The sequence below is a fragment of the Pseudomonas lini genome (assembly GCF_964063345.1).
In the GTDB taxonomy this organism is placed as follows: domain Bacteria; phylum Pseudomonadota; class Gammaproteobacteria; order Pseudomonadales; family Pseudomonadaceae; genus Aquipseudomonas; species Aquipseudomonas lini_B.
The window spans coordinates 3210587-3233986 of sequence record NZ_OZ061318.1; the positions used below are offsets into that span (position 1 = coordinate 3210587).

Consider the following 23400-nt stretch of genomic DNA (forward strand, 5'->3'; position numbering starts at 1 on the left):
CATCAAGTAGTCAGTGTACGCAGCAGGTTCTTATAGTCCTCGCGGATGTCCGCGTCGGATTCCTTAAGCTCGTTGATCTTGCGGCAGGCGTGCAAAACAGTCGTGTGGTCGCGGCCGCCAAACACATCGCCGATTTCCGGCAGGCTGTGGTTGGTCAGTTCCTTGGACAACGCCATGGCGACCTGACGCGGACGTGCTACCGAGCGTGAACGACGCTTGGACAGCAAGTCGGAGATCTTGATCTTGTAATACTCGGCGACGGTGCGCTGAATGTTATCCACAGACACCAGTTTGTCTTGCAGCGCCAACAAGTCTTTCAGGGATTCGCGAATCAGCTCGATGGTGATATCGCGACCCATGAAGTGCGAGTGGGCGATCACGCGTTTGAGCGCGCCTTCCAGCTCACGGACGTTGGAGCGAATGCGCTGGGCAATGAAGAACGCTGCGTCGTGTGGCAGATCGACTTTGGCCTGGTCGGCCTTTTTCATCAGGATCGCCACGCGGGTTTCCAGCTCCGGCGGCTCGACGGCAACCGTCAGGCCCCAGCCGAAACGTGACTTCAGGCGTTCTTCAAGGCCTTCGATTTCTTTCGGATAGCGGTCACTGGTAAGAATGACCTGCTGGCCACCTTCAAGCAGGGCGTTGAAGGTGTGAAAAAACTCTTCCTGAGAGCGTTCCTTGCGGGCAAAGAACTGAATGTCATCGATCAGCAACGCATCCACCGAGCGGTAGAAACGCTTGAACTCGTTGATCGCATTCAGCTGCAAGGCCTTGACCATGTCCGCAACGAAACGCTCCGAATGCAGGTACACAACCTTGGCATTCGGATTCTTCTTTAATAGGTGGTTACCCACAGCGTGCATCAAGTGGGTTTTACCCAAGCCGACACCGCCATAAAGGAAGAGCGGGTTGTAGCCGTGCTTGGGGTTGTCCGCCACCTGCCAGGCCGCAGCCCGGGCCAGTTGGTTGGACTTGCCTTCGACGAAGTTCTCGAAGGTAAAGGTGCGGTTCAGGTAGCTGGTGTGCTTGAGCGCGCCTTCGACTTGCACCGTGCGCTGTTCGGCGCGAACCGGAGCCTGTTGCGAACTGGCGCCGGCCATTGGATCGAAGCTGTCGCGGGACGGCTCTTCACTGAGCTCAGCTACTTTTTGGGTCGCACGCTTGGTCGAGGCAACTACCGGGGCTGGCGCCGGAGCGCTGACAGGCGCTTGAGCGGCCTGAGCCTGGGACGCCGCAGCGGCCAACGGGGCATTGGGTGCCGCGCGCGGTGCCGAACTGCGTTTGCTGCCTATTAATAAGGAAAGCGCCGGCGCCAGGCCATTGCCATGCTCATCCAGCAGTTCAAGGACGCGGCCCAGGTATTTTTCATTGACCCAGTCGAGAACAAAACGATTCGGCGCGTAGACACGCAGCTCGTCGCCTTCGGCTTCGACCTGTAGTGGACGGATCCAAGTGTTGAATTGTTGGGCAGGCAGCTCATCGCGCAAAAGCTCTACGCACTGCTGCCAAAGTTCCACTGACACGGATATCCCCTAAGTTGAAAGCCGGTGAGGCAAAAACAAGCGGTCATTGTAGCGACCGGACGTCCACTTATCCACATGCAGGTTGCGCACAGGGCATGATTTATCAATGCGTTAACCCTTGAAAAGAAGACCAACGGTATGTGCATAAGCTCTGTGGATAACCGCCCATGAGGGCACTGGACAAGTGGGGGCGAAACTCGGTGGATAACCTGCCTGTGGATAACTAGCCTTTCCACACACAGCTTATCCGACAGCGCAGCACAGGCTGACCACCGTTTTCCACTGTAGTTGTCATTCTCTGTACATCACGGTTTAGAAGGGCTAAAGGCAGTTATCCACAGATGAACGTGGCCCTAGCTTTTATAAGCTTTACAGAAAAGCTTTAAATAATTCCCTTCTTTATTTCTATATCTAGAGAACGACCTTCGGCGAGCAAATCGTCTGGAGATCTATTTATAAGGAAACGCTGGTTGGAAATTGACCTAGAGGCTTGCTTTCTCTAGAATCCCCGGTCTCTTAAAACGGGGGCCATTCCGGCCCGTTGTGGACGAACCAGGTAACACGACAATGAAACGTACTTTCCAACCAAGCACTATCAAACGCGCTCGTACCCACGGTTTCCGTGCTCGCATGGCTACCAAGAACGGTCGTGCCGTCCTGTCGCGTCGTCGCGCCAAAGGTCGTGCGCGTCTGGCAGTTTGATAATCCGGCACTGGAGGTGAGTCAGGACTTCAGTCGGGAAAAGCGTCTGCTTACTCCCCGGCATTTCAAGGCAGTCTTTGACTCCCCTACCGGCAAGGTTCCGGGGAAAAATCTCCTGCTCCTTGCGCGCAACAACGATCTTGATCACCCCCGTCTCGGGCTGGTTATCGGGAAAAAGAGCGTAAAGCTCTCCGTCGAGCGCAATCGCCTCAAACGTCTGATGCGCGAATCGTTTCGCCTGAACCAGGATTTACTGGTCGGTTGGGACATTGTTATCGTCGCGCGCAAAGGTTTGGGTGACGTAGAAAGCCCCGAATTGATTCAGCATTTCGACAAACTCTGGAAACGTCTGGCACGCAGCAAGCCGGTACCAGCAGTCAAAACCGAAACTGTAGGGGTAGACAGTCCCGATGCGTAAACTGGCACTCGTTCCGATCCAGTTTTATCGCTATGCCATCAGTCCCCTGATGGCCAGTCACTGTCGTTTCTACCCCAGTTGTTCCTGCTACGCGTATGAAGCCATAGAAAATCATGGCCTTCTGCGCGGTGGCTGGCTGGCCTTTCGTCGTTTAGGTCGCTGTCATCCGTGGAATCCCGGTGGTTATGACCCGGTTCCATCTATCCCTACCTCCCGTTCTTCTTCGATGGCCGAGTAATCATGGATATCAAACGCACGATCCTGATCGTCGCCCTGGCAATCGTGTCCTACGTTATGGTCCTTAAATGGAACCAGGACTATGGCCAGGCTGCCCTGCCGACTCAGAATGTTGCTTCCAGTACTACCGCACCGGGCCTACCGGATACGGCGACTGGCAATAATGCTTCTGTCAGTGACGACATTCCACGCGCCGCAAGCGATACCAGTGCAACTGCACCTGCTGAAACACCAGTAGCTGCAAGCAAAGACCTCATCCAGATCAAAACGGATGTGCTCAACCTGGCAATCGATCCACAAGGTGGCGATGTTGCCCAGTTGACGTTGCCGCTGTATCCACGTCGCCAGGACCATCCGGAAATTCCATTCCAGCTGTTTGATAACGGCAACGAGCGGACTTATCTGGCTCAGAGTGGCCTGATCGGCACCAACGGTCCGGACGCAAGTCCTGCCGGTCGTCCGGTTTACTCCTCCGAGAAGAAGATTTATCAACTGGCTGACGGTCAAGACCAATTGGTCGCGGACCTGAAGTTCAGCAAGGACGGCGTCAACTACATCAAGCGTTTCACGCTGAAACGTGGCCTGTATGACGTAACCGTTTCCTACCTGATCGACAACCAGAGCGCTCAGCCTTGGTCCGGTGCAATGTTCGCGCAATTGAAGCGTGATGCCAGCTCCGATCCTTCTTCCAGCACCGCCACCGGCACCGCGACTTACCTGGGCGCCGCCCTGTGGACAAGTAACGAGCCGTACAAGAAAGTGTCGATGAAGGACATGGACAAGGCTCAGCTGAAAGAAACCGTCACCGGTGGTTGGGTTGCCTGGTTGCAGCACTACTTCGTGACCGCGTGGATTCCGGCCAAGGGCGAAAACAACGTCGTCCAGACCCGTAAAGACAGCAAAGGCAACTACATCATCGGCTACACCGCCCCGGCAATGACTGTTGCGCCAGGTGCGAAAGCTGAAACCAGCGCCGTTCTGTACGCGGGTCCGAAAAGCCAGGCTGTGCTGAAAGAGTTGTCCCCAGGTCTGGAACTGACTGTCGACTACGGCATTCTGTGGTTCATTGCCCAGCCAATCTTCTGGCTGCTGCAACATATCCACGCGCTGGTCGGTAACTGGGGCTGGTCGATCATCTTCCTGACCATGCTGATCAAAGGGATTTTCTTCCCGCTGTCGGCTGCCAGCTACAAATCCATGGCGCGCATGCGTGCAGTGGCACCGAAACTGGCCGCGCTGAAAGAGCAACATGGCGACGACCGGCAGAAAATGTCGCAATCCATGATGGAGCTGTACAAGAAAGAGAAGATCAATCCGCTGGGTGGTTGCTTGCCAATCCTCGTGCAGATGCCGGTTTTCCTTTCGCTGTACTGGGTTCTGCTGGAAAGCGTGGAAATGCGCCAAGCGCCATTCATGCTGTGGATTACTGACCTGTCGATCAAGGATCCGTTCTTCATTCTGCCGATCATCATGGGCGCAACCATGTTCATCCAGCAGCAGTTGAACCCTACACCTCCGGATCCGATGCAGGCGAAGGTCATGAAAATGATGCCAATCATCTTCACCTTCTTCTTCCTGTGGTTCCCGGCGGGTCTGGTGCTGTACTGGGTAGTGAACAACTGCCTGTCCATCGCCCAACAGTGGTACATCACGCGTAAGATCGAAGCGGCTACCAAAAAAGCCGAGGCGTAACTTACTCTGTGGGTAACCACTCAAAACGCCCCCTAGTGGGGCGTTTTGCTATCTGTCACTTTTGTCTGGATACCGGTTTATGAGCGTTCCTCGTGAAACCATCGCTGCCGTTGCCACCGCTCAAGGTCGCGGCGGTGTGGGCATCGTCCGTATTTCCGGGCCGCTGGCGAGTCTGGCAGCCAAAGCCATCAGCGGTCGCGAACTGAAACCGCGGTTTGCCCATTACGGCCCGTTCCTCAGTGCAAACGAAGAGGTGCTGGACGAAGGCATCGCGTTGTACTTCCCGGGACCGAACTCGTTCACCGGCGAAGATGTGCTTGAGCTGCAGGGCCACGGCGGGCCGATCGTTCTGGATATGCTACTCAAGCGTTGCCTGGAACTGGGCTGTCGTCTGGCCCGGCCGGGTGAATTCAGCGAGCGCGCCTTCCTCAACGACAAGCTCGATCTGGCTCAGGCCGAAGCCATCGCCGACTTGATCGAGGCAAGTTCTGCACAGGCGGCACGAAATGCCCTGCGTTCGTTGCAGGGCGCGTTTTCCCAGCGTGTGCACAACCTCACCGAACAACTGATAGGCCTGCGCATTTACGTCGAAGCCGCCATCGACTTCCCGGAAGAAGAAATCGACTTCCTCGCCGATGGCCATGTGCTGAGCATGCTCGACAAAGTACGCGACGAATTATCCACAGTGCTGCGTGAAGCCGGGCAAGGGGCCTTGCTCCGCGACGGTATGACTGTGGTGATCGCCGGTCGGCCTAATGCCGGCAAGTCCAGTCTTCTGAATGCCTTGGCCGGACGTGAAGCTGCGATCGTGACCGAGATTGCCGGCACGACCCGGGACATTCTTCGCGAACATATCCACATCGATGGCATGCCGTTGCACGTGGTCGACACTGCCGGCCTGCGAGATACCGATGATCAGGTGGAAAAAATTGGCGTCGAACGGGCATTGAAAGCCATCGGCGAGGCGGATCGGGTACTTCTGGTGGTTGATGCCACGGCTCCCGAGGCCCTTGATCCCTTTGCCTTGTGGCCTGAATTCCTCGAAACCCGTCCGGATCCGGCAAAAGTTACTCTGATCCGTAACAAGGCTGACCTGACGGGCGAAGAGATTGCCCTGGAAGTCAGCAACGATGGCCACGTTACTATCAGCCTCAGTGCTAGATCTGCCGGCGAAGGCCTTGAATTGCTGCGTGAGCATCTCAAGGAATGCATGGGTTACGAGCAGACCTCCGAAAGCAGCTTCAGTGCTCGCAGGCGTCACCTGGAGGCACTGCGTCAGGCGAGTGCGTCCCTCGAGCATGGCCGTGCGCAGCTGACGTTAGCGGGTGCCGGTGAGCTGTTGGCCGAAGATTTACGGCAGGCTCAGCACTCTTTGGGCGAAATCACCGGCGCATTCAGCTCCGATGATCTGCTGGGAAGGATCTTTTCCAGCTTCTGTATCGGTAAATAGTCCCTTCCGCAGTTCACAGACAGGCCATTCAGGCCTGTCTGTCCTCTCCTTTTCTGAAATTTTCCCCCAGTGCCGAGCAGATTCTTCGCTTGAGCGGATTTCCCTTGCCCGGGATTTGCTCACGCGACGGCTTTTCTGTGGATTAAGCCCTGTGAATAAGTGCCGCTAAGGGCAGTTGATAACAAGGCCTCAAAACTGAAGATAACCACCTCTGTGGATAACCACCCCTTTCATCCACAGGCTTACACCGGTTATCCAAGGGCCTCCTTGGCACATGACCACAGGGTTTTGAATCTCTGTACATATTGAAAATAAAGGGCTACATCAATCTATCCACAGAAAGGTGGCTCAGTATAAATAAACATAAAAACAAAGATTTAATAAATTTCTCTCTTTTTAATTTCTATAACCTCGACTTCTCCACAGCTGGTTAAATTTTGTGCAAAGGGTTCTTTAGGAAGGGCGAAGTCCCTATACTTGCCGACCAGGTCCAAAAACCTGAGCTCAAACTATTTCCGGATTACCTGACTGAAGCAGGCACGAGGTGCGTGGTGGATTTCCCTTCCCGTTTTGAAGTGATCGTCATCGGCGGCGGTCATGCCGGTACCGAGGCAGCACTGGCGTCAGCACGTATGGGGGCAAAAACCCTATTGCTGACGCATAACGTGGAAACCCTCGGTGCCATGAGTTGCAACCCAGCCATTGGCGGGATCGGCAAAAGCCATTTGGTTAAAGAAATCGATGCCCTGGGCGGCGCGATGGCCATGGCTACCGATAAAGGCGGTATTCAGTTTCGCGTATTGAACAGCCGCAAAGGCCCAGCCGTGCGTGCAACCCGCGCCCAGGCAGATCGGGTTCTGTACAAGGCCGCTGTCCGCGAAGCTTTGGAAAACCAGCCGAACCTGTGGATATTTCAACAGGCTGCTGACGACCTGATCGTCGAGCAGGAACAAGTGCGCGGTGTTGTCACCCAAATGGGCCTGCGTTTCTTCGCAGATTCCGTGGTGTTGACCACCGGCACCTTCCTCGGTGGACTTATCCACATCGGCATGCAGAATTATTCCGGCGGTCGCGCGGGTGATCCGCCGTCGATTGCGCTGGCTCATCGTCTGCGTGAACTGCCATTGCGTGTCGGTCGCCTGAAAACCGGTACCCCGCCGCGTATCGACGGTCGCACTGTGGATTTTTCGGTGATGACCGAGCAGGCAGGGGATACGCCGATTCCGGTGATGTCGTTCATGGGCTCCAAGGAGCAGCATCCGAAACAGGTCAGCTGCTGGATTACCCACACCAACGCCCGTACCCACGAAATCATTGCTTCGAACCTTGATCGTTCGCCGATGTATTCCGGTGTGATCGAAGGTATCGGCCCGCGTTATTGCCCATCGATCGAAGACAAGATCCACCGCTTTGCCGACAAGGAAAGCCATCAGGTCTTCATCGAGCCGGAAGGTTTGACCACCCACGAGCTGTACCCGAACGGGATATCGACTTCCCTGCCGTTCGACGTGCAACTGCAGATCGTGCAATCGATCCGCGGCATGGAAAACGCGCACATTGTTCGCCCTGGCTACGCCATCGAGTACGACTACTTCGACCCGCGTGACCTGAAATACAGCCTGGAAACCAAAGTGATCGGCGGTTTGTTCTTCGCCGGGCAAATCAACGGCACCACCGGTTACGAAGAAGCTGGCGCCCAAGGTTTGCTGGCCGGAGCCAACGCCGCACTGCGTGCTCAGGGCAAAGATGCCTGGTGCCCGCGTCGCGACGAGGCGTACATCGGCGTTTTGGTCGACGACCTGATTACCCTGGGAACCCAGGAACCGTATCGGATGTTCACGTCCCGCGCCGAATACCGTTTGATCCTGCGCGAAGACAACGCAGACCTGCGCTTGACCGAAAAAGGTCGCGAATTGGGTCTGGTGGATGACGTGCGTTGGGCAGCGTTCTGCAAGAAACGCGAAAGCATCGATCTGGAAGAGCAACGCCTGAAAAGTACCTGGGTTCGCCCGGGCACCGAGCAGGGCGATGCGATTTCCGAGAAATTCGGTACGCCGCTGACCCACGAATACAATTTGCTCAACCTGCTGAGCCGTCCGGAAATCGACTACGCTGGTCTGATCGCTGTGACCGGTGGGGGCGCAGAAGATCCACAGGTCGCCGAACAGGTCGAAATCAAGACCAAGTACGCCGGTTACATCGATCGTCAACAGGATGAAATCGCGCGTCTGCGGGCCAGCGAAGACACCAAACTGCCTGTGGATATCGATTACACGAACATCTCCGGTCTCTCGAAAGAGATCCAGAGCAAGCTCGGCGCGACCCGTCCAGAGACCCTGGGCCAGGCGTCGCGTATTCCGGGCGTGACCCCGGCAGCGATTTCGCTGTTGATGATTCATTTGAAAAAACGCGGCGCGGGCCGTCAGTTGGAGCAAAGCGCTTGAGTTCGTTGGTCACCTCGCAACACGCCGAAGAGTTATCCACAGGTGCTCGCCAGCTCGGTGTCAACCTGACGGAAGCCCAGCATGCACAGCTGCTGGGTTATCTGGCCCTGTTGATAAAATGGAACAAGGCCTACAACCTCACGGCAGTGCGTGATCCGGATGAAATGGTTTCACGGCATTTGCTCGATAGCCTGAGTGTTATGTCCTTCATCGAAAACGGCCGTTGGCTGGATGTGGGCAGTGGCGGCGGCATGCCAGGGATTCCCCTGGCGATCCTGTTTCCCGAGTCGCAAGTGACCTGCCTGGACAGTAACGGCAAGAAAACCCGCTTCCTGACCCAGGTCAAACTCGAACTCAAACTGGATAACCTGCAAGTTATCCACAGTCGCGTCGAAGCCTTTCAGCCGGAACTGCCATTCAACGGGATCATTTCCCGTGCGTTCAGCAGCATGGAGAACTTCAGCAACTGGACTCGCCATTTGGGCGATGCCCAAACACGTTGGCTGGCAATGAAGGGCGTTCATCCCGCCGATGAGCTGGTAGCATTGCCGGCAGACTTCCACCTCGATAGCGAACACGCCCTGGCCGTACCCGGTTGCCAAGGCCAACGCCATCTGCTGATACTGCGCCGCACGGCATGATTGGGAACACAAGCAAGAATGGCTAAGGTATTCGCGATAGCGAACCAAAAAGGTGGTGTGGGCAAGACCACCACCTGCATCAACCTCGCAGCTTCCCTGGTCGCTACCAAGCGTCGGGTGCTGTTGATCGATCTCGATCCACAGGGCAACGCCACCATGGGGAGCGGTGTGGATAAACACGGCCTGGAAAACTCGGTCTACGACCTGCTGATCGGTGAATGCGATCTGGCCCAGGCCATGCACTATTCCGAGCACGGCGGTTATCAATTGCTGCCGGCCAACCGCGACCTGACCGCGGCCGAGGTCGTTCTGCTGGAAATGCAGATGAAGGAAAGTCGTCTGCGCAGTGCGTTGGCGCCGATCCGAGAAAACTACGATTACATTTTGATCGACTGCCCGCCGTCGCTGTCGATGTTGACGCTCAACGCGCTGGTTGCCGCCGACGGGGTGATTATCCCCATGCAGTGCGAGTACTTCGCGCTCGAAGGGTTGAGCGACCTTGTGGATAACATCAAGCGCATTGCCGAACTGCTGAACCCGAACCTGAAAGTCGAAGGCCTGTTGCGGACCATGTACGACCCGCGCCTGAGCCTGATGAACGATGTATCGGCGCAGCTCAAGGAACACTTTGGCGATCAGCTCTACGACACCGTGATTCCGCGCAACATCCGCCTGGCCGAAGCGCCAAGCTATGGCATGCCGGCGCTGGCGTACGACAAATCATCGCGGGGCGCGATTGCCTATCTGGCATTGGCGGGCGAGATGGTTCGCCGTCAGCGCAAAAATTCACGCATCGCCGCTGCTCAGGCAACTTAAGGAATCCCCATGGCCGTCAAGAAACGAGGTCTCGGACGTGGACTGGATGCACTGCTGAGTGGTCCGACTGTCAGCTCGCTGGAAGAGCAAGCGGTGCAAGCCGATCAGCGCGAGCTGCAGCACCTGCCCCTGGACCTGATCCAGCGTGGCAAGTACCAGCCGCGTCGGGACATGGATCCTCAAGCGCTGGAGGAGCTGGCGCAGTCGATCAAGGCCCAGGGCGTGATGCAGCCGATCGTGGTTCGCCCGATCGGCAGCGGACGCTTCGAAATCATCGCCGGCGAACGCCGCTGGCGCGCCAGCCAGCAGGCAGGCCAGGAAACCATCCCGGCGATGGTTCGCGATGTGCCGGATGAAACTGCCATCGCCATGGCGCTGATCGAGAACATCCAGCGCGAAGACCTCAATCCGATCGAAGAAGCGGTGGCTCTGCAGCGTTTGCAGCAGGAATTCCAGCTGACTCAGCAACAAGTGGCCGAGGCTGTGGGTAAGTCCCGCGTTACCGTGGCCAACCTGTTGCGTCTGATTGCGCTGCCGGAAGTCATCAAAACCATGCTGTCTCACGGCGACCTGGAAATGGGTCATGCCCGTGCCTTGCTTGGTTTGCCGGAAAATCAACAAGTTGAAGGGGCGCGACACGTTGTCGCACGGGGGCTGACTGTGCGCCAGACTGAAGCACTGGTCCGCCAGTGGTTGAGTGGCAAACCGGAGCCTGTGGAACCTGCAAAACCGGACCCGGATATCGCCCGACTCGAGCAGCGTCTGGCCGAGCGCCTAGGCTCTGCGGTGCAGATCCGCCACGGAAAGAAGGGTAAGGGGCAGCTGGTGATCGGCTACAACTCTCTTGATGAGCTTCAAGGTGTGCTTGCACACATCCGCTGAAACAATTCCTCATGTAGCGTGAAGTCGGAAATCACTACCTGACAGTTGAATAGGGGCAGAACCGCCCCTATACTCTGCGCGCATTTTGTCGGCACAAATTATGCCAGGTTATTGAGTTCTGGCAGCCGACCATTGGGGAGCAAAAGAGATGGAAAACCGCACGCCAGACCGCTTGCCGTTCCATCGCCTGGCAGTTTTTCCGGTGTTAATGGCTCAATTTGTCGTTTTGCTGATCGCCGCTTTGGCGCTCTGGCAATGGCATGGAGTCGTTGCCGGGTACTCAGGACTCTGCGGAGGCCTGATAGCCTTGCTTCCCAATATTTATTTCGCTCACAGGGCATTTCGGTTTTCCGGCGCCCGAGCAGCTCAAGCCATCGTCCGGTCTTTTTATGCCGGCGAGGCGGGCAAACTGATTTTGACGGCAGTGCTGTTTGCATTGACGTTTGCAGGTGTGAAGCCACTGGCGCCGTTAGCAGTATTCGGCGTCTTCGTGCTGACCCAACTGGTTAGCTGGTTCGCTCCCCTGCTAATGAGAACAAGACTTTCGAGACCTTAGGGCGTTTGAGGCAACCATGGCAGAGACAACCGCTTCGGGCTATATCCAGCACCACTTGCAGAACCTGACTTTCGGTCAGCACTCAACTGGCGGGTGGGGTTTTGCCCACACCGCAGCAGAAGCCAAAGAAATGGGCTTCTGGGCTTTCCACGTCGATACTCTCGGCTGGTCGGTCGCGTTGGGTCTGATCTTCGTTCTTCTTTTCCGCATGGCGGCAAAGAAGGCGACTTCCGGTCAACCAGGCGCCCTGCAGAACTTCGTCGAAGTTCTGATCGAGTTCGTCGACGGCAGCGTGAAAGATACCTTCCACGGCCGTAATCCATTGATCGCACCATTGGCCCTGACGATTTTTGTCTGGGTGTTCCTGATGAACGCCGTCGACCTGGTACCGGTTGACTGGATTCCGAAGCTGGCTGCCATCATTACCGGCGACCCGCACCTGGTCTTCCGTGCCGTTCCTACCACTGACCCGAATGCGACCCTGGGTATGTCCCTGTCGGTATTCGCGTTGATCATTTTCTACAGCATCAAGGTCAAGGGCATCAGCGGCTTCATTGGCGAACTGACCCTGCACCCGTTCGGCAGCAAGAACATCTTCGTTCAAGCCCTGCTGATTCCGGTGAACTTCCTGCTGGAGTTCGTGACGCTGGTGGCCAAGCCAATCTCTCTGGCGCTGCGTCTGTTCGGCAACATGTACGCCGGCGAGCTGGTCTTCATTCTGATTGCTGTGATGTTCGGCAGCGGTCTGCTCTGGCTTAGCGGCCTGGGCGTAGTTCTGCAGTGGGCGTGGGCTGTGTTCCACATCCTGATCATCACCCTGCAGGCGTTTATCTTCATGATGCTGACCATCGTCTACCTGTCGATGGCGCACGAAGAGAACCATTAAGACCAGTCTCGACTAGTCTGATGTCCCTCTCGGTCAAACGAGAGGGTGCCCGAACAGGGCTATGAAACGATTTGTTTTACCGCTTTAAAATCTAAAAAACCTAAACCATACGACGTAAAAGTCGGGAGGAAAGATGGAAACTGTAGTTGGTCTAACCGCTATCGCTGTTGCACTGTTGATCGGCCTGGGCGCACTGGGTACCGCAATTGGTTTCGGCCTGTTGGGCGGCAAGTTCCTGGAAGGCGCAGCGCGTCAGCCAGAAATGGTTCCAATGCTGCAAGTCAAAATGTTCATCGTTGCCGGTCTGCTCGACGCCGTAACCATGATCGGTGTTGGTATCGCTCTGTTCTTCACCTTTGCGAACCCATTCGTTGGTCAACTCGCTGGCTAATCACTCGAACCTTCGAGTTGATTGGTGTGATGTGCAACGAACGAGCGAGGTGTTGGCGTGAACATTAATGCAACCCTGATTGGCCAGTCCGTTGCGTTCTTCATTTTTGTACTGTTTTGCATGAAGTTCGTGTGGCCTCCGGTCATCGCGGCTTTGCACGAACGTCAGAAGAAGATCGCGGATGGACTGGACGCTGCCAGCCGAGCAGCTCGCGACCTGGAGTTGGCCCATGAGAAAGTGGGTCAGCAACTGCGCGAAGCGAAAGCTCAGGCAGCTGAAATCATTGAGCAAGCCAAGAAACGCGGTAATCAGATCGTCGAAGAGGCCGTTGAAAAGGCCCGTATCGACGCTGACCGTGTGAAGGTTCAGGCTCAGGCCGAGATCGAGCAGGAACTGAACAGTGTCAAAGACGCGCTGCGTGCCCAACTGGGTGCACTGGCTGTCGGCGGCGCCGAGAAGATCCTGGGTGCCACAATCGATCAAAACGCGCACGCGGAGCTGGTAAACAAACTGGCTGCTGAAATTTAAGCGAGGGCGATCATGGCAGAATTGACCACGTTGGCCCGACCTTACGCTAAGGCAGCCTTCGAGCACGCCCAGGCCCACCAGCAACTGGCCTCTTGGTCAGCCATGCTCGGCCTGGCTGCAGCAGTGTCGCAAGACGACACCATGCAGCGCGTGCTCAAGGCCCCGCGACTGACGAGCGCAAACAAGGCCGCCACGTTTATTGACGTGTGCGGCGACAAGTTTGATGCCAAGGCACAGAACTTCATTAATGTCGTTGCCGAAAACGACCGTCTCCCGCTTTTGCCGGAGATATCCGCTCTGTTTGACCTGTACAAGGCTGAACAAGAGAAGTCGGTAGACGTTGAAGTGACCAGTGCTTTTGCATTGAACCAAGAACAGCAAGACAAACTCGCCAAGGTTCTCAGTGCACGACTCAACCGGGAAGTGCGCCTGCAAGTCGAGGAAGACAAATCCCTGATTGGGGGCATTGTCATCCGCGCCGGCGACCTGGTTATCGATGGCTCGGTTCGCGGCAAACTCGCGAACCTTGCCGAAGCATTGAAATCTTGAGTTTGAAGGGGCAGCAGAGCAATGCAGCAACTCAATCCTTCCGAAATAAGTGAAATTATCAAGGGCCGCATCGACAAGCTCGATGTGACCTCCCAAGCCCGTAACGAAGGCACTGTCGTCAGCGTATCTGACGGTATCGTGCGGATTCACGGTCTGGCCGACGTTATGTACGGCGAGATGATCGAGTTTCCGGGCGGCGTCTTCGGTATGGCTCTCAACCTCGAGCAAGACTCTGTAGGTGCCGTTGTATTGGGCGCTTACCAGTCTCTGGCTGAAGGCATGAGCGCCAAGTGCACTGGCCGCATCCTCGAAGTTCCGGTGGGTAAGGAACTGCTGGGTCGCGTAGTCGACGCACTGGGTAACCCTGTTGACGGCAAAGGTCCACTGGGCAACACCGAGACCGACGCGGTCGAGAAAGTTGCTCCAGGCGTGATCTGGCGTAAGTCGGTAGACCAGCCTGTACAGACTGGCTACAAGGCTGTCGATGCCATGATCCCTGTCGGCCGTGGCCAGCGTGAGCTGATCATCGGTGACCGTCAGATCGGTAAAACCGCTCTGGCGATCGACGCGATCATCAACCAGAAAAACAGCGGCATTTTCTGCGTCTACGTAGCGATCGGTCAGAAGCAATCGACCATCGCCAACGTGGTTCGCAAGCTGGAAGAAAACGGCGCTCTGGCCAACACGATCATCGTGGCTGCCAGTGCTTCGGAATCTCCTGCGCTGCAATTCCTGGCACCGTACTCCGGTTGCACCATGGGTGAATTCTTCCGCGACCGCGGTGAAGACGCGCTGATCGTTTATGACGATCTGTCCAAGCAAGCAGTGGCTTACCGCCAGATTTCCCTGCTGCTGCGCCGTCCACCAGGCCGTGAAGCTTACCCAGGCGACGTGTTCTATCTCCACTCCCGTCTGCTGGAGCGCGCATCCCGCGTTTCGGAAGAATACGTAGAGAAGTTCACCAACGGCGCAGTGACCGGCAAAACCGGTTCCCTGACCGCACTGCCGATCATCGAAACCCAGGCTGGCGACGTTTCCGCGTTCGTTCCGACCAACGTGATTTCCATCACCGACGGTCAGATCTTCCTGGAATCGGCCATGTTCAACTCCGGGATCCGTCCTGCTGTGAACGCCGGTGTTTCGGTATCCCGTGTGGGTGGTGCCGCTCAGACCAAGATCATCAAGAAGCTCTCCGGTGGTATCCGTACCGCTCTGGCTCAGTACCGTGAACTGGCGGCATTCGCCCAGTTCGCTTCTGACCTGGACGAAGCGACCCGTAAGCAACTTGAGCATGGTCAGCGCGTTACCGAGCTGATGAAGCAGAAGCAATACGCACCAATGTCGATCGCTGACATGGCGCTGTCGCTGTATGCCGCTGAGCGTGGGTTCCTGACTGACGTCGAAATCGCCAAGATCGGCAGCTTTGAACAAGCGCTGATTGCTTTCTTCAACCGCGATCACGCCGATTTGATGGCGAAGATCAACGTGAAGGGTGACTTCAATGACGAAATCGACGCTGGCATGAAAGCCGGTATCGAGAAGTTCAAGGCCACCCAAACCTGGTAAGCCGCAGCGGGAGTCGCAAGGCTCCCGCTTGCTAACCTGATAGGTGTTACATGGCAGGCGCAAAAGAGATTCGCAGTAAGATTGCGAGCATCAAAAGCACGCAAAAGATTACCAGCGCCATGGAAAAAGTGGCGGTCAGCAAAATGCGCAAGGCACAAATGCGCATGGCTGCTAGCCGTCCTTACGCGGAGCGCATCCGCCAGGTTATTGGCCATCTGGCCAACGCCAACCCGGAATATCGCCACCCATTCATGATCGACCGTGAAGTAAAGCGCGTCGGTTACGTTGTGGTGAGCAGTGACCGTGGTCTGTGTGGTGGCTTGAACACCAACCTGTTCAAGGCCCTGGTCAAGGACATGGCGGTAAACCGCGAAAACGGCGTCGAGATTGATCTGTGTGTAGTGGGTAGCAAGGGTGCGGCTTTCTTCCGCAACTTCGGCGGTAACGTCGTTGCAGCTATCAGCCACCTGGGTGAAGAGCCGTCGATCAATGACCTGATCGGCAGCGTCAAGGTGATGCTGGATGCCTACCTGGACGGCCGTATTGACCGCCTGTCCGTGGTGTCCAACAAGTTCATCAACACCATGACGCAACAGCCTACCGTGGAGCAGTTGATTCCACTGGTGGCAACCCCGGATCAAGAACTCAAGCACCACTGGGATTATCTGTACGAACCGGACGCCAAAGAGCTGCTTGACGGCTTGATGGTCCGCTACGTGGAGTCGCAGGTCTACCAGGCGGTGGTCGAGAACAACGCGGCTGAACAAGCTGCGCGGATGATCGCGATGAAGAACGCTACCGACAACGCCGGTGATTTGATCAGCGATTTGCAGCTGGTCTATAACAAGGCGCGTCAGGCTGCGATCACCCAAGAGATCTCGGAAATCGTCGGCGGCGCTGCCGCGGTTTAACGGTTCAAATATTCAGAGGATCCAGCTATGAGTAGCGGACGTATCGTTCAAATCATCGGCGCCGTTATCGACGTGGAATTTCCACGCGACAGCGTACCGAGCATCTACAACGCGCTGACAGTTCAAAGCGCGGCCGGGACCACCCTGGAAGTTCAGCAGCAGCTGGGCGACGGCGTGGTTCGTACCATTGCGATGGGTTCCACCGAAGGCTTGAAGCGCGGTCTGGACGTCATCGACTCCGGCGCAGCCATCTCCGTACCCGTCGGTAAAGCGACCCTGGGCCGGATCATGGACGTTCTGGGTAACCCGATCGACGAAGCGGGCCCGATCGACACCGAAGAGCGCTGGGGCATTCACCGTCCTGCGCCATCCTTCGCTGAACAAGCGGGCGGCAACGACCTGCTGGAAACCGGCATCAAGGTTATCGACCTGGTTTGCCCGTTCGCCAAGGGCGGTAAAGTCGGTCTGTTCGGTGGTGCCGGTGTAGGCAAAACCGTAAACATGATGGAACTGATCCGTAACATCGCCATCGAGCACAGCGGTTATTCCGTGTTCGCCGGTGTGGGTGAGCGTACTCGTGAGGGTAACGACTTCTACCACGAGATGAAGGATTCCAACGTTCTGGACAAAGTGGCACTGGTTTACGGTCAGATGAACGAGCCGCCGGGTAACCGTCTGCGCGTAGCACTGACCGGCCTGACCATGGCCGAGAAGTTCCGTGACGAAGGTAACGACGTTCTGCTGTTCGTCGACAACATCTATCGTTACACCCTGGCCGGTACTGAAGTATCCGCACTGCTGGGCCGTATGCCTTCGGCAGTAGGTTACCAGCCGACCCTGGCTGAAGAGATGGGCGTTCTGCAAGAACGTATCACTTCGACCAAGGAAGGTTCGATCACTTCGATCCAGGCGGTATACGTACCTGCGGATGACTTGACTGACCCGTCGCCAGCGACCACCTTCGCCCACTTGGACGCTACCGTCGTTCTGTCCCGTGACATCGCTTCCCTGGGTATCTACCCGGCTGTCGATCCACTCGACTCGACTTCGCGCCAGCTGGACCCGAACGTAATCGGCCAGGACCACTACGACACCGCTCGCGGCGTACAGTATGTTCTGCAGCGTTACAAAGAACTGAAGGACATCATTGCGATCCTGGGTATGGACGAGCTGTCGGAAGCCGACAAGCAGTTGGTAAACCGTGCTCGTAAGATCCAGCGTTTCTTGTCGCAGCCGTTCTTCGTGGCTGAAGTCTTCACCGGTGCTTCGGGTAAATACGTTTCCCTGAAAGACACCATTGCTGGCTTCAAAGGCATCCTCAACGGTGACTACGACCACCTGCCAGAACAAGCGTTCTACATGGTCGGCGGCATCGAAGAAGCGATCGAGAAAGCCAAGAAACTGTAATCCCGGCGCCCGGCAACGGGCGCTAATTTAGGTTGAGGCAATCAGATGGCTATGACAGTCCATTGCGATATCGTCAGCGCGGAAGGGGAAATCTTTTCCGGTCTGGTCGAGATGGTGATTGCGCACGGTGCACTGGGTGATCTTGGTATCGCTCTGGGTCACGCGCCGTTGATCACTAATCTCAAGCCGGGCCCGATCCGCCTGGTCAAGCAGGGCGGGGAAGAGGAGGTGTATTACATCTCCGGTGGTTTCCTCGAGGTTCAGCCGAACATGGTCAAGGTTCTTGCCGACACCGTGCAACGTGCTGCCGACCTGGACGAAGCCTCCGCTCAGGAAGCCGTAAAGGCTGCCGAGAAGGCACTGCATGAGCGGGGCGCGGAATTCGATTACGGTTCTGCTGCCGCACGTCTGGCCGAGGCTGCAGCTCAGCTGCGCACCGTCCAGCAGATCCGCAAGAAGTTCGGCCACTAATTGGCCATCGACTAATTGTGTGATTGATTAAAAAGGGTAGCCTCGGCTACCCTTTTTTCTTTTCTGACTTTTATCACCCGGTCGCAGCCGCTGACCTCCCAGGATTAGTAGCCTGTCATGTCTCTTGAAATCGTTATCCTCGCTGCCGGCCAAGGCACGCGCATGCGTTCGGCCTTGCCGAAAGTTCTGCACCCGGTTGCCGGTAATTCAATGCTTGGTCATGTTATCCACAGCGCCCGGCAACTTGATCCACAACGCATCCATGTGGTGATCGGTCATGGCGCCGAAGCCGTGCGCGAGCGTCTGGCGGCCGATGACCTGAATTTCGTCCTGCAGGATCAACAACTGGGTACCGGACATGCGGTGGCTCAGGCTGTGCCGTTCATCGAGTCCGATACCGTGCTGATTCTGTACGGCGATGTACCCTTGATCGAAGTCGAAACCCTGCAACGGTTGCTCAAGCTCGCTGCACCGCAGCAGCTGGGCCTTTTGACTGTCGAGCTGGATGACCCGACTGGTTACGGCCGTATCGTCCGCGATGCCGCCGGCAAGGTTACCGCCATCGTCGAGCAGAAAGATGCCAACGAAGCCGAGCGCGCTATCACTGAGGGCAACACTGGCATTCTGGCGGTTCCTTTCGAGCGCTTGGGCGATTGGATGAGCCGGCTCTCCAACAACAACGCCCAGGGCGAGTACTACCTGACCGACGTGATCGCCATGGCGGTCAGTGATGGTCTGGTGGTGGCTACCGAACACCCCCATGACACCATGGAAGTGCAGGGTGCCAACGATCGCAAGCAACTGGCCGAGCTTGAGCGCCACTATCAGCTGCGCGCTGCTCGTCGTTTGATGGCTCAAGGCGTGACCTTGCGCGACCCGGCACGGTTCGATGTGCGTGGTGAGATCACAGTCGGTCGCGATGTACTGATCGACATCAACGTGATCCTCGAAGGCAAAGTGGTCATCGAGGACGACGTGGTGATCGGCCCGAACTGCGTGATCAAGGACAGCACCCTGCGCAAAGGTGTAGTGATCAAGGCCAACAGCCATATCGAAGGCGCGATCCTTGGCGAAGGCAGTGATGCCGGCCCGTTCGCTCGTTTGCGTCCCGGCACGGTACTGGAAGCTCGCGCGCATGTGGGTAACTTCGTTGAGCTGAAGAACGCTCACCTGGGCGAAGGCGCCAAGGCCGGTCACTTGACGTATCTGGGGGACGCAGAAATCGGTGCGCGCACCAACATCGGCGCAGGCACCATCACCTGTAACTATGACGGCGCCAACAAGTGGAAAACCGTGTTGGGTGAAGATGTTTTCATCGGTTCCAACAACTCGTTGGTGGCACCTGTGGATATCTCAGCGGGTGCGACCACGGCGGCCGGTTCGACCATTACCCAGAATGTGGATAAGGCTCAGTTGGCTGTGGGCCGGGCGCGGCAGAAAAACATCGATGGCTGGAAACGGCCGGAGAAGATCAAGAAGGGTTGAGTTATCCACAGCGCTTTGCGGCGGTCTTGAGATCGCCTTCGCGGGCAAGCCTCGCTCCTACAGGATTTTAGGTCGTTCACAAATGTGTTTACGACTCCGGCCCTGTAGGAGCGAGGCTTGCCCGCGAAGCTTTTATCCACAGATCATTTTTATCGTGTCCCGCTTGACGAAGTTTCGCTAATAGGTTTTGATTGATTACGTTATCTTTCGAATCGAAACTTACCAGACCATGTCAAAGCGCAACACACCCCAACGCCGCCACAACATCCTTGCCTTGCTCAATGAGCAGGGCGAAGTCAGTGTGGATGAATTGGCCAAGCGCTTCGAAACCTCGGAAGTTACGATTCGCAAGGACTTGGCGGCACTTGAAAGCAACGGTCTGTTGCTGCGTCGTTATGGCGGAGCGGTCACCATGCCTCAGGAACTGGTCGCCGACCTCGGCCAACCGGTTTCCAAATACAAGCAGGCGATTGCACGCGCCGCTGTCACGCGGATCCGCGAGCATGCGCGAATCATCATCGACAGTGGCAGCACCACCGCCGCGATGATCCCGGAACTCGGCCAACAACCGGGTCTGGTAGTGATGACCAACTCCCTGCATGTCGCTAACGCTTTGAGCGAACTCGAGCACGAGCCAGTGCTGTTGATGACCGGGGGGACCTGGGACCCGCATTCCGAGTCCTTCCAGGGTCAGGTGGCCGAGCAAGTACTACGCTCATATGACTTTGATCAGTTGTTTATTGGTGCCGATGGCATCGATCTGGTGCGCGGAACCACCACCTTCAATGAATTGCTGGGCTTGAGCCGAGTCATGGCCGAAGTCGCCCGCGAAGTGATCGTGATGGTCGAGGCCGAAAAGATCGGCCGCAAAATTCCCAATCTGGAGCTGCCATGGAGCAGTGTCCATACCCTCATTACCGATGATCGCCTGCCACTGGAGGCACGCGATCAGATTCAGGCCCGCGGCATTAATTTGATCTGCGCCGCCGTCAGTCAGGAGAAATAGCATGTGTGGAATTGTCGGTGCAGTCGCAGAACGTAACGTTACCGCCATCCTGCTCGAAGGCCTCAAGCGCCTGGAATACCGTGGCTATGACAGCGCCGGTGTGGCGTTGTACACCAACGATGGAAAACTCTTGCGCACGCGTCGTCCGGGCAAGGTCAGCGAGTTGGAACAGGCGCTGATCGAAGAGCCTCTAGTCGGCCGTCTGGGCATAGCCCATACCCGCTGGGCGACCCACGGCGCGCCGTGTGAACGCAATGCTCACCCGCATTTTTCCGGCGATCTGGCGGTGGTGCACAACGGCATCATCGAGAACCATGAAGCCCTGCGCGAGCAACTCAAGGCTTTGGGCCACGTATTCACGTCGGACACTGACACTGAAGTCATCGCGCATTTGCTGCACGAGAAACTCAAGCTGCAACCCGACCTGACGGCGGCCCTGAAAGCGACCGTGCAAGAGCTGCACGGTGCTTACGGCCTGGCGGTGATCAGCGCCCTTCAACCGGATCGTCTGGTCGCCGCTCGCAGTGGCAGCCCGCTGGTGATCGGTCTGGGTATGGGTGAGAACTTCCTGGCTTCCGATCAATTGGCGCTGCGCCAGGTTACCGACCGCTTCATGTACCTGGAAGAAGGCGATATCGCCGAAATTCGCCGCGACAGCGTGCAGATCTGGGACATCAATGGCGCGCTCGTCCAGCGTGAAAGCGTTCAGTACCGTGATGGTGCCGAAGCGGCTGACAAGGGCGAATTCCGCCATTACATGCTCAAGGAAATTCACGAGCAACCGGCTGTGGTGCAGCGCACCCTTGAAGGTCGCCTGAGTCAGAACCAGGTGCTGGTCGAGGCGTTCGGTCCCCAAGCTGCCGAGCTGTTCGCCAAGGTGCGCAATGTTCAGATCGTCGCCTGCGGCACCAGCTATCACGCCGGCATGGTTGCCCGTTACTGGCTCGAAGAACTGGCTGGCATCCCGTGTCAGGTAGAAGTCGCCAGCGAATTCCGCTATCGCAAGGTAGTGGTGCAGCCGGACACCCTGTTCGTGAGCATCTCCCAGTCTGGTGAAACCGCCGACACTCTGGCCGCGCTACGCAATGCCAAAGAGCTGGGTTTCCTCGCCAGCCTGGCAATCTGCAACGTCGGCATCAGCTCTCTGGTACGCGAATCGGACCTGACCCTGCTGACCCAGGCCGGTCGCGAAATCGGCGTGGCCTCGACCAAAGCCTTCACCACTCAACTGGTTGGCCTGCTGTTGCTGACCCTGTCTTTGGGTCAGGTTCGCGGTACGTTGGCCGAAGGTGTCGAAGCCACACTGGTCGAAGAACTGCGTCGCCTGCCAACCCGTTTGGGCGAAGCCCTGGCCATGGACAGCACCGTGGAGAAAATCGCCGAGCTGTTCGCCGAGAAGAACCACACGCTGTTCCTCGGTCGCGGCGCGCAATTCCCGGTGGCGATGGAAGGGGCTCTCAAGCTCAAGGAAATCTCCTACATCCACGCAGAAGCCTACCCGGCGGGCGAACTGAAACATGGCCCGTTGGCGCTTGTGGATAACGACATGCCGGTGGTCACCGTGGCGCCGAACAACGAGTTGCTGGAGAAGCTGAAGTCCAACCTCCAGGAAGTCCGCGCCCGTGGCGGTGAGCTGATCGTCTTTGCTGACGAGCAGGCTGGCATGACCAATGGCGAAGGCACTCATGTCGTCCAGATGCCGCACATCCACGACATCCTGTCGCCGATTCTCTACACCATTCCGTTGCAGCTGCTTTCGTACTACGTGGCTGTGTTGAAAGGTACTGACGTTGATCAGCCGCGTAACTTGGCAAAGTCGGTGACGGTGGAATAAGTTATCCACAGGTGATCGAAACAATAAAAAATCGCAGCCTATGGTTGCGATTTTTTTATCTGAATAAAGGACATGCCCGATGGATCGCTTCCAGGAAATGCAGGTCTTCGCCACCGTCGCCCAGGAGCAAGGCTTCTCGGCGGCGGCGCGGCGGTTGGGGATGTCGGCGGCCAGTGTCACTCGGGCGGTGGCGGCGCTGGAAAAACGCATCGGTACCCAATTGCTGACGCGTACCACCCGCAGTGTGCATTTGAGCGAGGCGGGTCAACGCTATCTGGAAGATTGTCGGAGAATTCTCACCGAGGTGCAGGAAGCCGAGGATTCTGCGGCGGGCAGCCATGCCCAACCCCGTGGGCAACTGACGATCACGGCGCCGGTGTTGTTCGGTGATTTGTTCGTTACGCCGGTCATGGTCGGTTACCTGGCTCAATTCCCCGAAGTCAGCATCAACGCCCTACTGGTCGACCGGGTGGTGAGCATGGTCGAGGAGGGCATCGATGTGGCTGTGCGCATCGGTGAGTTGCCTGACAGCAATCAACATGCAATTCGCGTGGGCGAAGTGCGGCGGGTGATCTGCGCTTCTCCTGGATTCCTGACCGACCATGGTCGGCCCCGGCATCCTGCAGATTTGAGCGCAGCCCCGATCATCGCTACCTCATCCATTGGGCAGCACAGAAGCTGGCCGTTCCTTGATGGGGGCGAGCCGATCAGCGTTCGTCCGGAACCGCGTCTTGTGGTCACCGCCAATCAGGCGGCTATCACTGCCGCCGCCATGGGACTGGGACTGACCCGGGTCCTGTCGTATCAGGTGGCGAGCAAGGTCGCCGCCGGTGAACTGGAAATCGTGCTGGCTGACTTCGAACTGCCGCCATTGCCCATTCATGTGGTTTACCAGGGTGGGCGCAAGGCCCCGGTGCGGGTCCGTAGTTTTGTGGACTTTGCGGTGAACGTACTGCGCGAACACCCGGCCCTGCACGGATGAAGGGTTATTGCACCGGATGAAAT

23 protein-coding genes are annotated in these 23400 nt (G+C 57.0%); 22 read left to right on the forward strand and 1 reads right to left on the reverse strand.

The window, feature by feature from the left end; translation table 11 throughout:
• Window positions 1–2 precede the first annotated feature (2 nt).
• Window positions 3–1523 (reverse strand): chromosomal replication initiator protein DnaA, encoded by a 1521-nt coding sequence (gene dnaA, locus AB3226_RS14670; protein ID WP_367373551.1) that lies wholly within the window; start codon window positions 1521–1523, stop codon window positions 3–5.
• A gap of 567 nt (window positions 1524–2090) precedes the next feature.
• Here dnaA and rpmH point away from each other — a divergent pair.
• The 22 genes from rpmH to AB3226_RS14780 all read left to right on the forward strand — a co-directional run bounded on the left by rpmH (window position 2091) and on the right by AB3226_RS14780 (window position 23377).
• Window positions 2091–2225 carry a 50S ribosomal protein L34 gene (gene rpmH / locus AB3226_RS14675; protein ID WP_003213577.1) on the forward strand — a complete coding sequence of 45 codons (135 nt, stop codon included), beginning with the start codon at window positions 2091–2093 and terminating at the stop codon, window positions 2223–2225.
• Between the two features lie 16 nt (window positions 2226–2241).
• Entirely contained in the window at window positions 2242–2643 is a 402-nt protein-coding gene (gene rnpA, locus AB3226_RS14680) for a ribonuclease P protein component (protein WP_038983561.1), read from the forward strand.
• On the forward strand, window positions 2636–2881 hold the full coding sequence (gene yidD, locus AB3226_RS14685) for a membrane protein insertion efficiency factor YidD (RefSeq protein WP_074872215.1): 246 nt from the start codon (window positions 2636–2638) through the stop codon (window positions 2879–2881). The genes rnpA and yidD overlap by 8 nt, the downstream gene beginning before the upstream one ends.
• A 2-nt stretch (window positions 2882–2883) precedes the next feature.
• Window positions 2884–4572: a membrane protein insertase YidC gene (gene yidC, locus AB3226_RS14690; RefSeq protein ID WP_367373552.1), complete on the forward strand. Its 1689-nt coding sequence runs from the start codon at window positions 2884–2886 to the stop codon at window positions 4570–4572.
• 79 nt (window positions 4573–4651) lie between these two features.
• Window positions 4652–6022: a tRNA uridine-5-carboxymethylaminomethyl(34) synthesis GTPase MnmE gene (gene mnmE, locus AB3226_RS14695; RefSeq protein WP_367373553.1), complete on the forward strand. Its 1371-nt coding sequence runs from the start codon at window positions 4652–4654 to the stop codon at window positions 6020–6022.
• Window positions 6023–6573: 551 nt separating this feature from the next.
• A complete protein-coding gene (gene mnmG, locus AB3226_RS14700; protein ID WP_008007892.1) occupies window positions 6574–8466 on the forward strand; it encodes a tRNA uridine-5-carboxymethylaminomethyl(34) synthesis enzyme MnmG in 1893 nt (630 codons plus the stop codon).
• Complete coding sequence (gene rsmG / locus AB3226_RS14705) at window positions 8463–9107, forward strand: 16S rRNA (guanine(527)-N(7))-methyltransferase RsmG (RefSeq protein ID WP_367373554.1); 645 nt, start codon at window positions 8463–8465, stop codon at window positions 9105–9107. Before mnmG ends, rsmG begins: the two co-directional genes overlap by 4 nt.
• Window positions 9108–9125: 18 nt before the next feature.
• Complete coding sequence (locus AB3226_RS14710) at window positions 9126–9923, forward strand: ParA family protein (protein ID WP_008007890.1); 798 nt, start codon at window positions 9126–9128, stop codon at window positions 9921–9923.
• A 9-nt stretch (window positions 9924–9932) separates the two neighbouring features.
• Window positions 9933–10805, forward strand: a complete 873-nt coding sequence (locus AB3226_RS14715; RefSeq protein ID WP_008007888.1) for a ParB/RepB/Spo0J family partition protein — start codon at window positions 9933–9935, stop codon at window positions 10803–10805.
• Window positions 10806–10953: 148 nt separating this feature from the next.
• Window positions 10954–11361: a F0F1 ATP synthase subunit I gene (locus AB3226_RS14720; protein WP_007903021.1), complete on the forward strand. Its 408-nt coding sequence runs from the start codon at window positions 10954–10956 to the stop codon at window positions 11359–11361.
• Window positions 11362–11377: 16 nt separating this feature from the next.
• On the forward strand, window positions 11378–12247 hold the full coding sequence (gene atpB / locus AB3226_RS14725) for a F0F1 ATP synthase subunit A (protein ID WP_367373555.1): 870 nt from the start codon (window positions 11378–11380) through the stop codon (window positions 12245–12247).
• A 133-nt stretch (window positions 12248–12380) separates the two neighbouring features.
• Window positions 12381–12638, forward strand: a complete 258-nt coding sequence (gene atpE, locus AB3226_RS14730) for a F0F1 ATP synthase subunit C (protein ID WP_002555987.1) — start codon at window positions 12381–12383, stop codon at window positions 12636–12638.
• Window positions 12639–12695: 57 nt separating this feature from the next.
• Window positions 12696–13166 (forward strand): F0F1 ATP synthase subunit B, encoded by a 471-nt coding sequence (locus AB3226_RS14735; protein WP_258618469.1) that lies wholly within the window; start codon window positions 12696–12698, stop codon window positions 13164–13166.
• A 12-nt stretch (window positions 13167–13178) separates the two neighbouring features.
• On the forward strand, window positions 13179–13715 hold the full coding sequence (locus AB3226_RS14740) for a F0F1 ATP synthase subunit delta (protein ID WP_007903030.1): 537 nt from the start codon (window positions 13179–13181) through the stop codon (window positions 13713–13715).
• Between the two features lie 21 nt (window positions 13716–13736).
• The gene (atpA, locus tag AB3226_RS14745; protein ID WP_030132553.1) at window positions 13737–15281 is read left to right on the forward strand and encodes a F0F1 ATP synthase subunit alpha; all 1545 of its coding nucleotides are present in this window, start codon (window positions 13737–13739) and stop codon (window positions 15279–15281) included.
• A gap of 50 nt (window positions 15282–15331) precedes the next feature.
• Complete coding sequence (gene atpG / locus AB3226_RS14750) at window positions 15332–16192, forward strand: F0F1 ATP synthase subunit gamma (RefSeq protein WP_007934344.1); 861 nt, start codon at window positions 15332–15334, stop codon at window positions 16190–16192.
• Between the two features lie 27 nt (window positions 16193–16219).
• Window positions 16220–17599, forward strand: a complete 1380-nt coding sequence (gene atpD, locus AB3226_RS14755) for a F0F1 ATP synthase subunit beta (RefSeq protein WP_038980433.1) — start codon at window positions 16220–16222, stop codon at window positions 17597–17599.
• Window positions 17600–17644: 45 nt separating this feature from the next.
• Window positions 17645–18070 carry a F0F1 ATP synthase subunit epsilon gene (locus tag AB3226_RS14760; protein WP_007969909.1) on the forward strand — a complete coding sequence of 142 codons (426 nt, stop codon included), beginning with the start codon at window positions 17645–17647 and terminating at the stop codon, window positions 18068–18070.
• A gap of 117 nt (window positions 18071–18187) precedes the next feature.
• On the forward strand, window positions 18188–19555 hold the full coding sequence (glmU, locus tag AB3226_RS14765) for a bifunctional UDP-N-acetylglucosamine diphosphorylase/glucosamine-1-phosphate N-acetyltransferase GlmU (protein ID WP_367373556.1): 1368 nt from the start codon (window positions 18188–18190) through the stop codon (window positions 19553–19555).
• Window positions 19556–19784: 229 nt separating this feature from the next.
• Entirely contained in the window at window positions 19785–20561 is a 777-nt protein-coding gene (locus tag AB3226_RS14770) for a DeoR/GlpR family DNA-binding transcription regulator (RefSeq protein WP_367373557.1), read from the forward strand.
• A gap of 1 nt (window position 20562) precedes the next feature.
• Window positions 20563–22395 carry a glutamine--fructose-6-phosphate transaminase (isomerizing) gene (glmS, locus tag AB3226_RS14775; RefSeq protein ID WP_367373558.1) on the forward strand — a complete coding sequence of 611 codons (1833 nt, stop codon included), beginning with the start codon at window positions 20563–20565 and terminating at the stop codon, window positions 22393–22395.
• A 79-nt stretch (window positions 22396–22474) separates the two neighbouring features.
• Entirely contained in the window at window positions 22475–23377 is a 903-nt protein-coding gene (locus AB3226_RS14780; protein WP_367373559.1) for a LysR family transcriptional regulator, read from the forward strand.
• Window positions 23378–23400 lie beyond the last annotated feature (23 nt).

Coding starts and splice junctions, on each gene's coding strand:
- atpG (WP_007934344.1), top strand. CDS start 15,332: ATGGCAGGCGCAAAAGAGATTCGCAGTAAGATTGCGAGCATCAAAAGC.
- AB3226_RS14710 (WP_008007890.1), top strand. CDS start 9,126: ATGGCTAAGGTATTCGCGATAGCGAACCAAAAAGGTGGTGTGGGCAAG.
- glmU (WP_367373556.1), top strand. CDS start 18,188: ATGTCTCTTGAAATCGTTATCCTCGCTGCCGGCCAAGGCACGCGCATG.
- AB3226_RS14720 (WP_007903021.1), top strand. CDS start 10,954: ATGGAAAACCGCACGCCAGACCGCTTGCCGTTCCATCGCCTGGCAGTT.
- yidC (WP_367373552.1), top strand. CDS start 2,884: ATGGATATCAAACGCACGATCCTGATCGTCGCCCTGGCAATCGTGTCC.
- AB3226_RS14740 (WP_007903030.1), top strand. CDS start 13,179: ATGGCAGAATTGACCACGTTGGCCCGACCTTACGCTAAGGCAGCCTTC.
- AB3226_RS14715 (WP_008007888.1), top strand. CDS start 9,933: ATGGCCGTCAAGAAACGAGGTCTCGGACGTGGACTGGATGCACTGCTG.
- glmS (WP_367373558.1), top strand. CDS start 20,563: ATGTGTGGAATTGTCGGTGCAGTCGCAGAACGTAACGTTACCGCCATC.
- AB3226_RS14780 (WP_367373559.1), top strand. CDS start 22,475: ATGGATCGCTTCCAGGAAATGCAGGTCTTCGCCACCGTCGCCCAGGAG.
- rpmH (WP_003213577.1), top strand. CDS start 2,091: ATGAAACGTACTTTCCAACCAAGCACTATCAAACGCGCTCGTACCCAC.
- mnmE (WP_367373553.1), top strand. CDS start 4,652: ATGAGCGTTCCTCGTGAAACCATCGCTGCCGTTGCCACCGCTCAAGGT.
- AB3226_RS14760 (WP_007969909.1), top strand. CDS start 17,645: ATGGCTATGACAGTCCATTGCGATATCGTCAGCGCGGAAGGGGAAATC.
- atpB (WP_367373555.1), top strand. CDS start 11,378: ATGGCAGAGACAACCGCTTCGGGCTATATCCAGCACCACTTGCAGAAC.
- AB3226_RS14770 (WP_367373557.1), top strand. CDS start 19,785: ATGTCAAAGCGCAACACACCCCAACGCCGCCACAACATCCTTGCCTTG.
- atpA (WP_030132553.1), top strand. CDS start 13,737: ATGCAGCAACTCAATCCTTCCGAAATAAGTGAAATTATCAAGGGCCGC.
- yidD (WP_074872215.1), top strand. CDS start 2,636: ATGCGTAAACTGGCACTCGTTCCGATCCAGTTTTATCGCTATGCCATC.
- atpE (WP_002555987.1), top strand. CDS start 12,381: ATGGAAACTGTAGTTGGTCTAACCGCTATCGCTGTTGCACTGTTGATC.
- atpD (WP_038980433.1), top strand. CDS start 16,220: ATGAGTAGCGGACGTATCGTTCAAATCATCGGCGCCGTTATCGACGTG.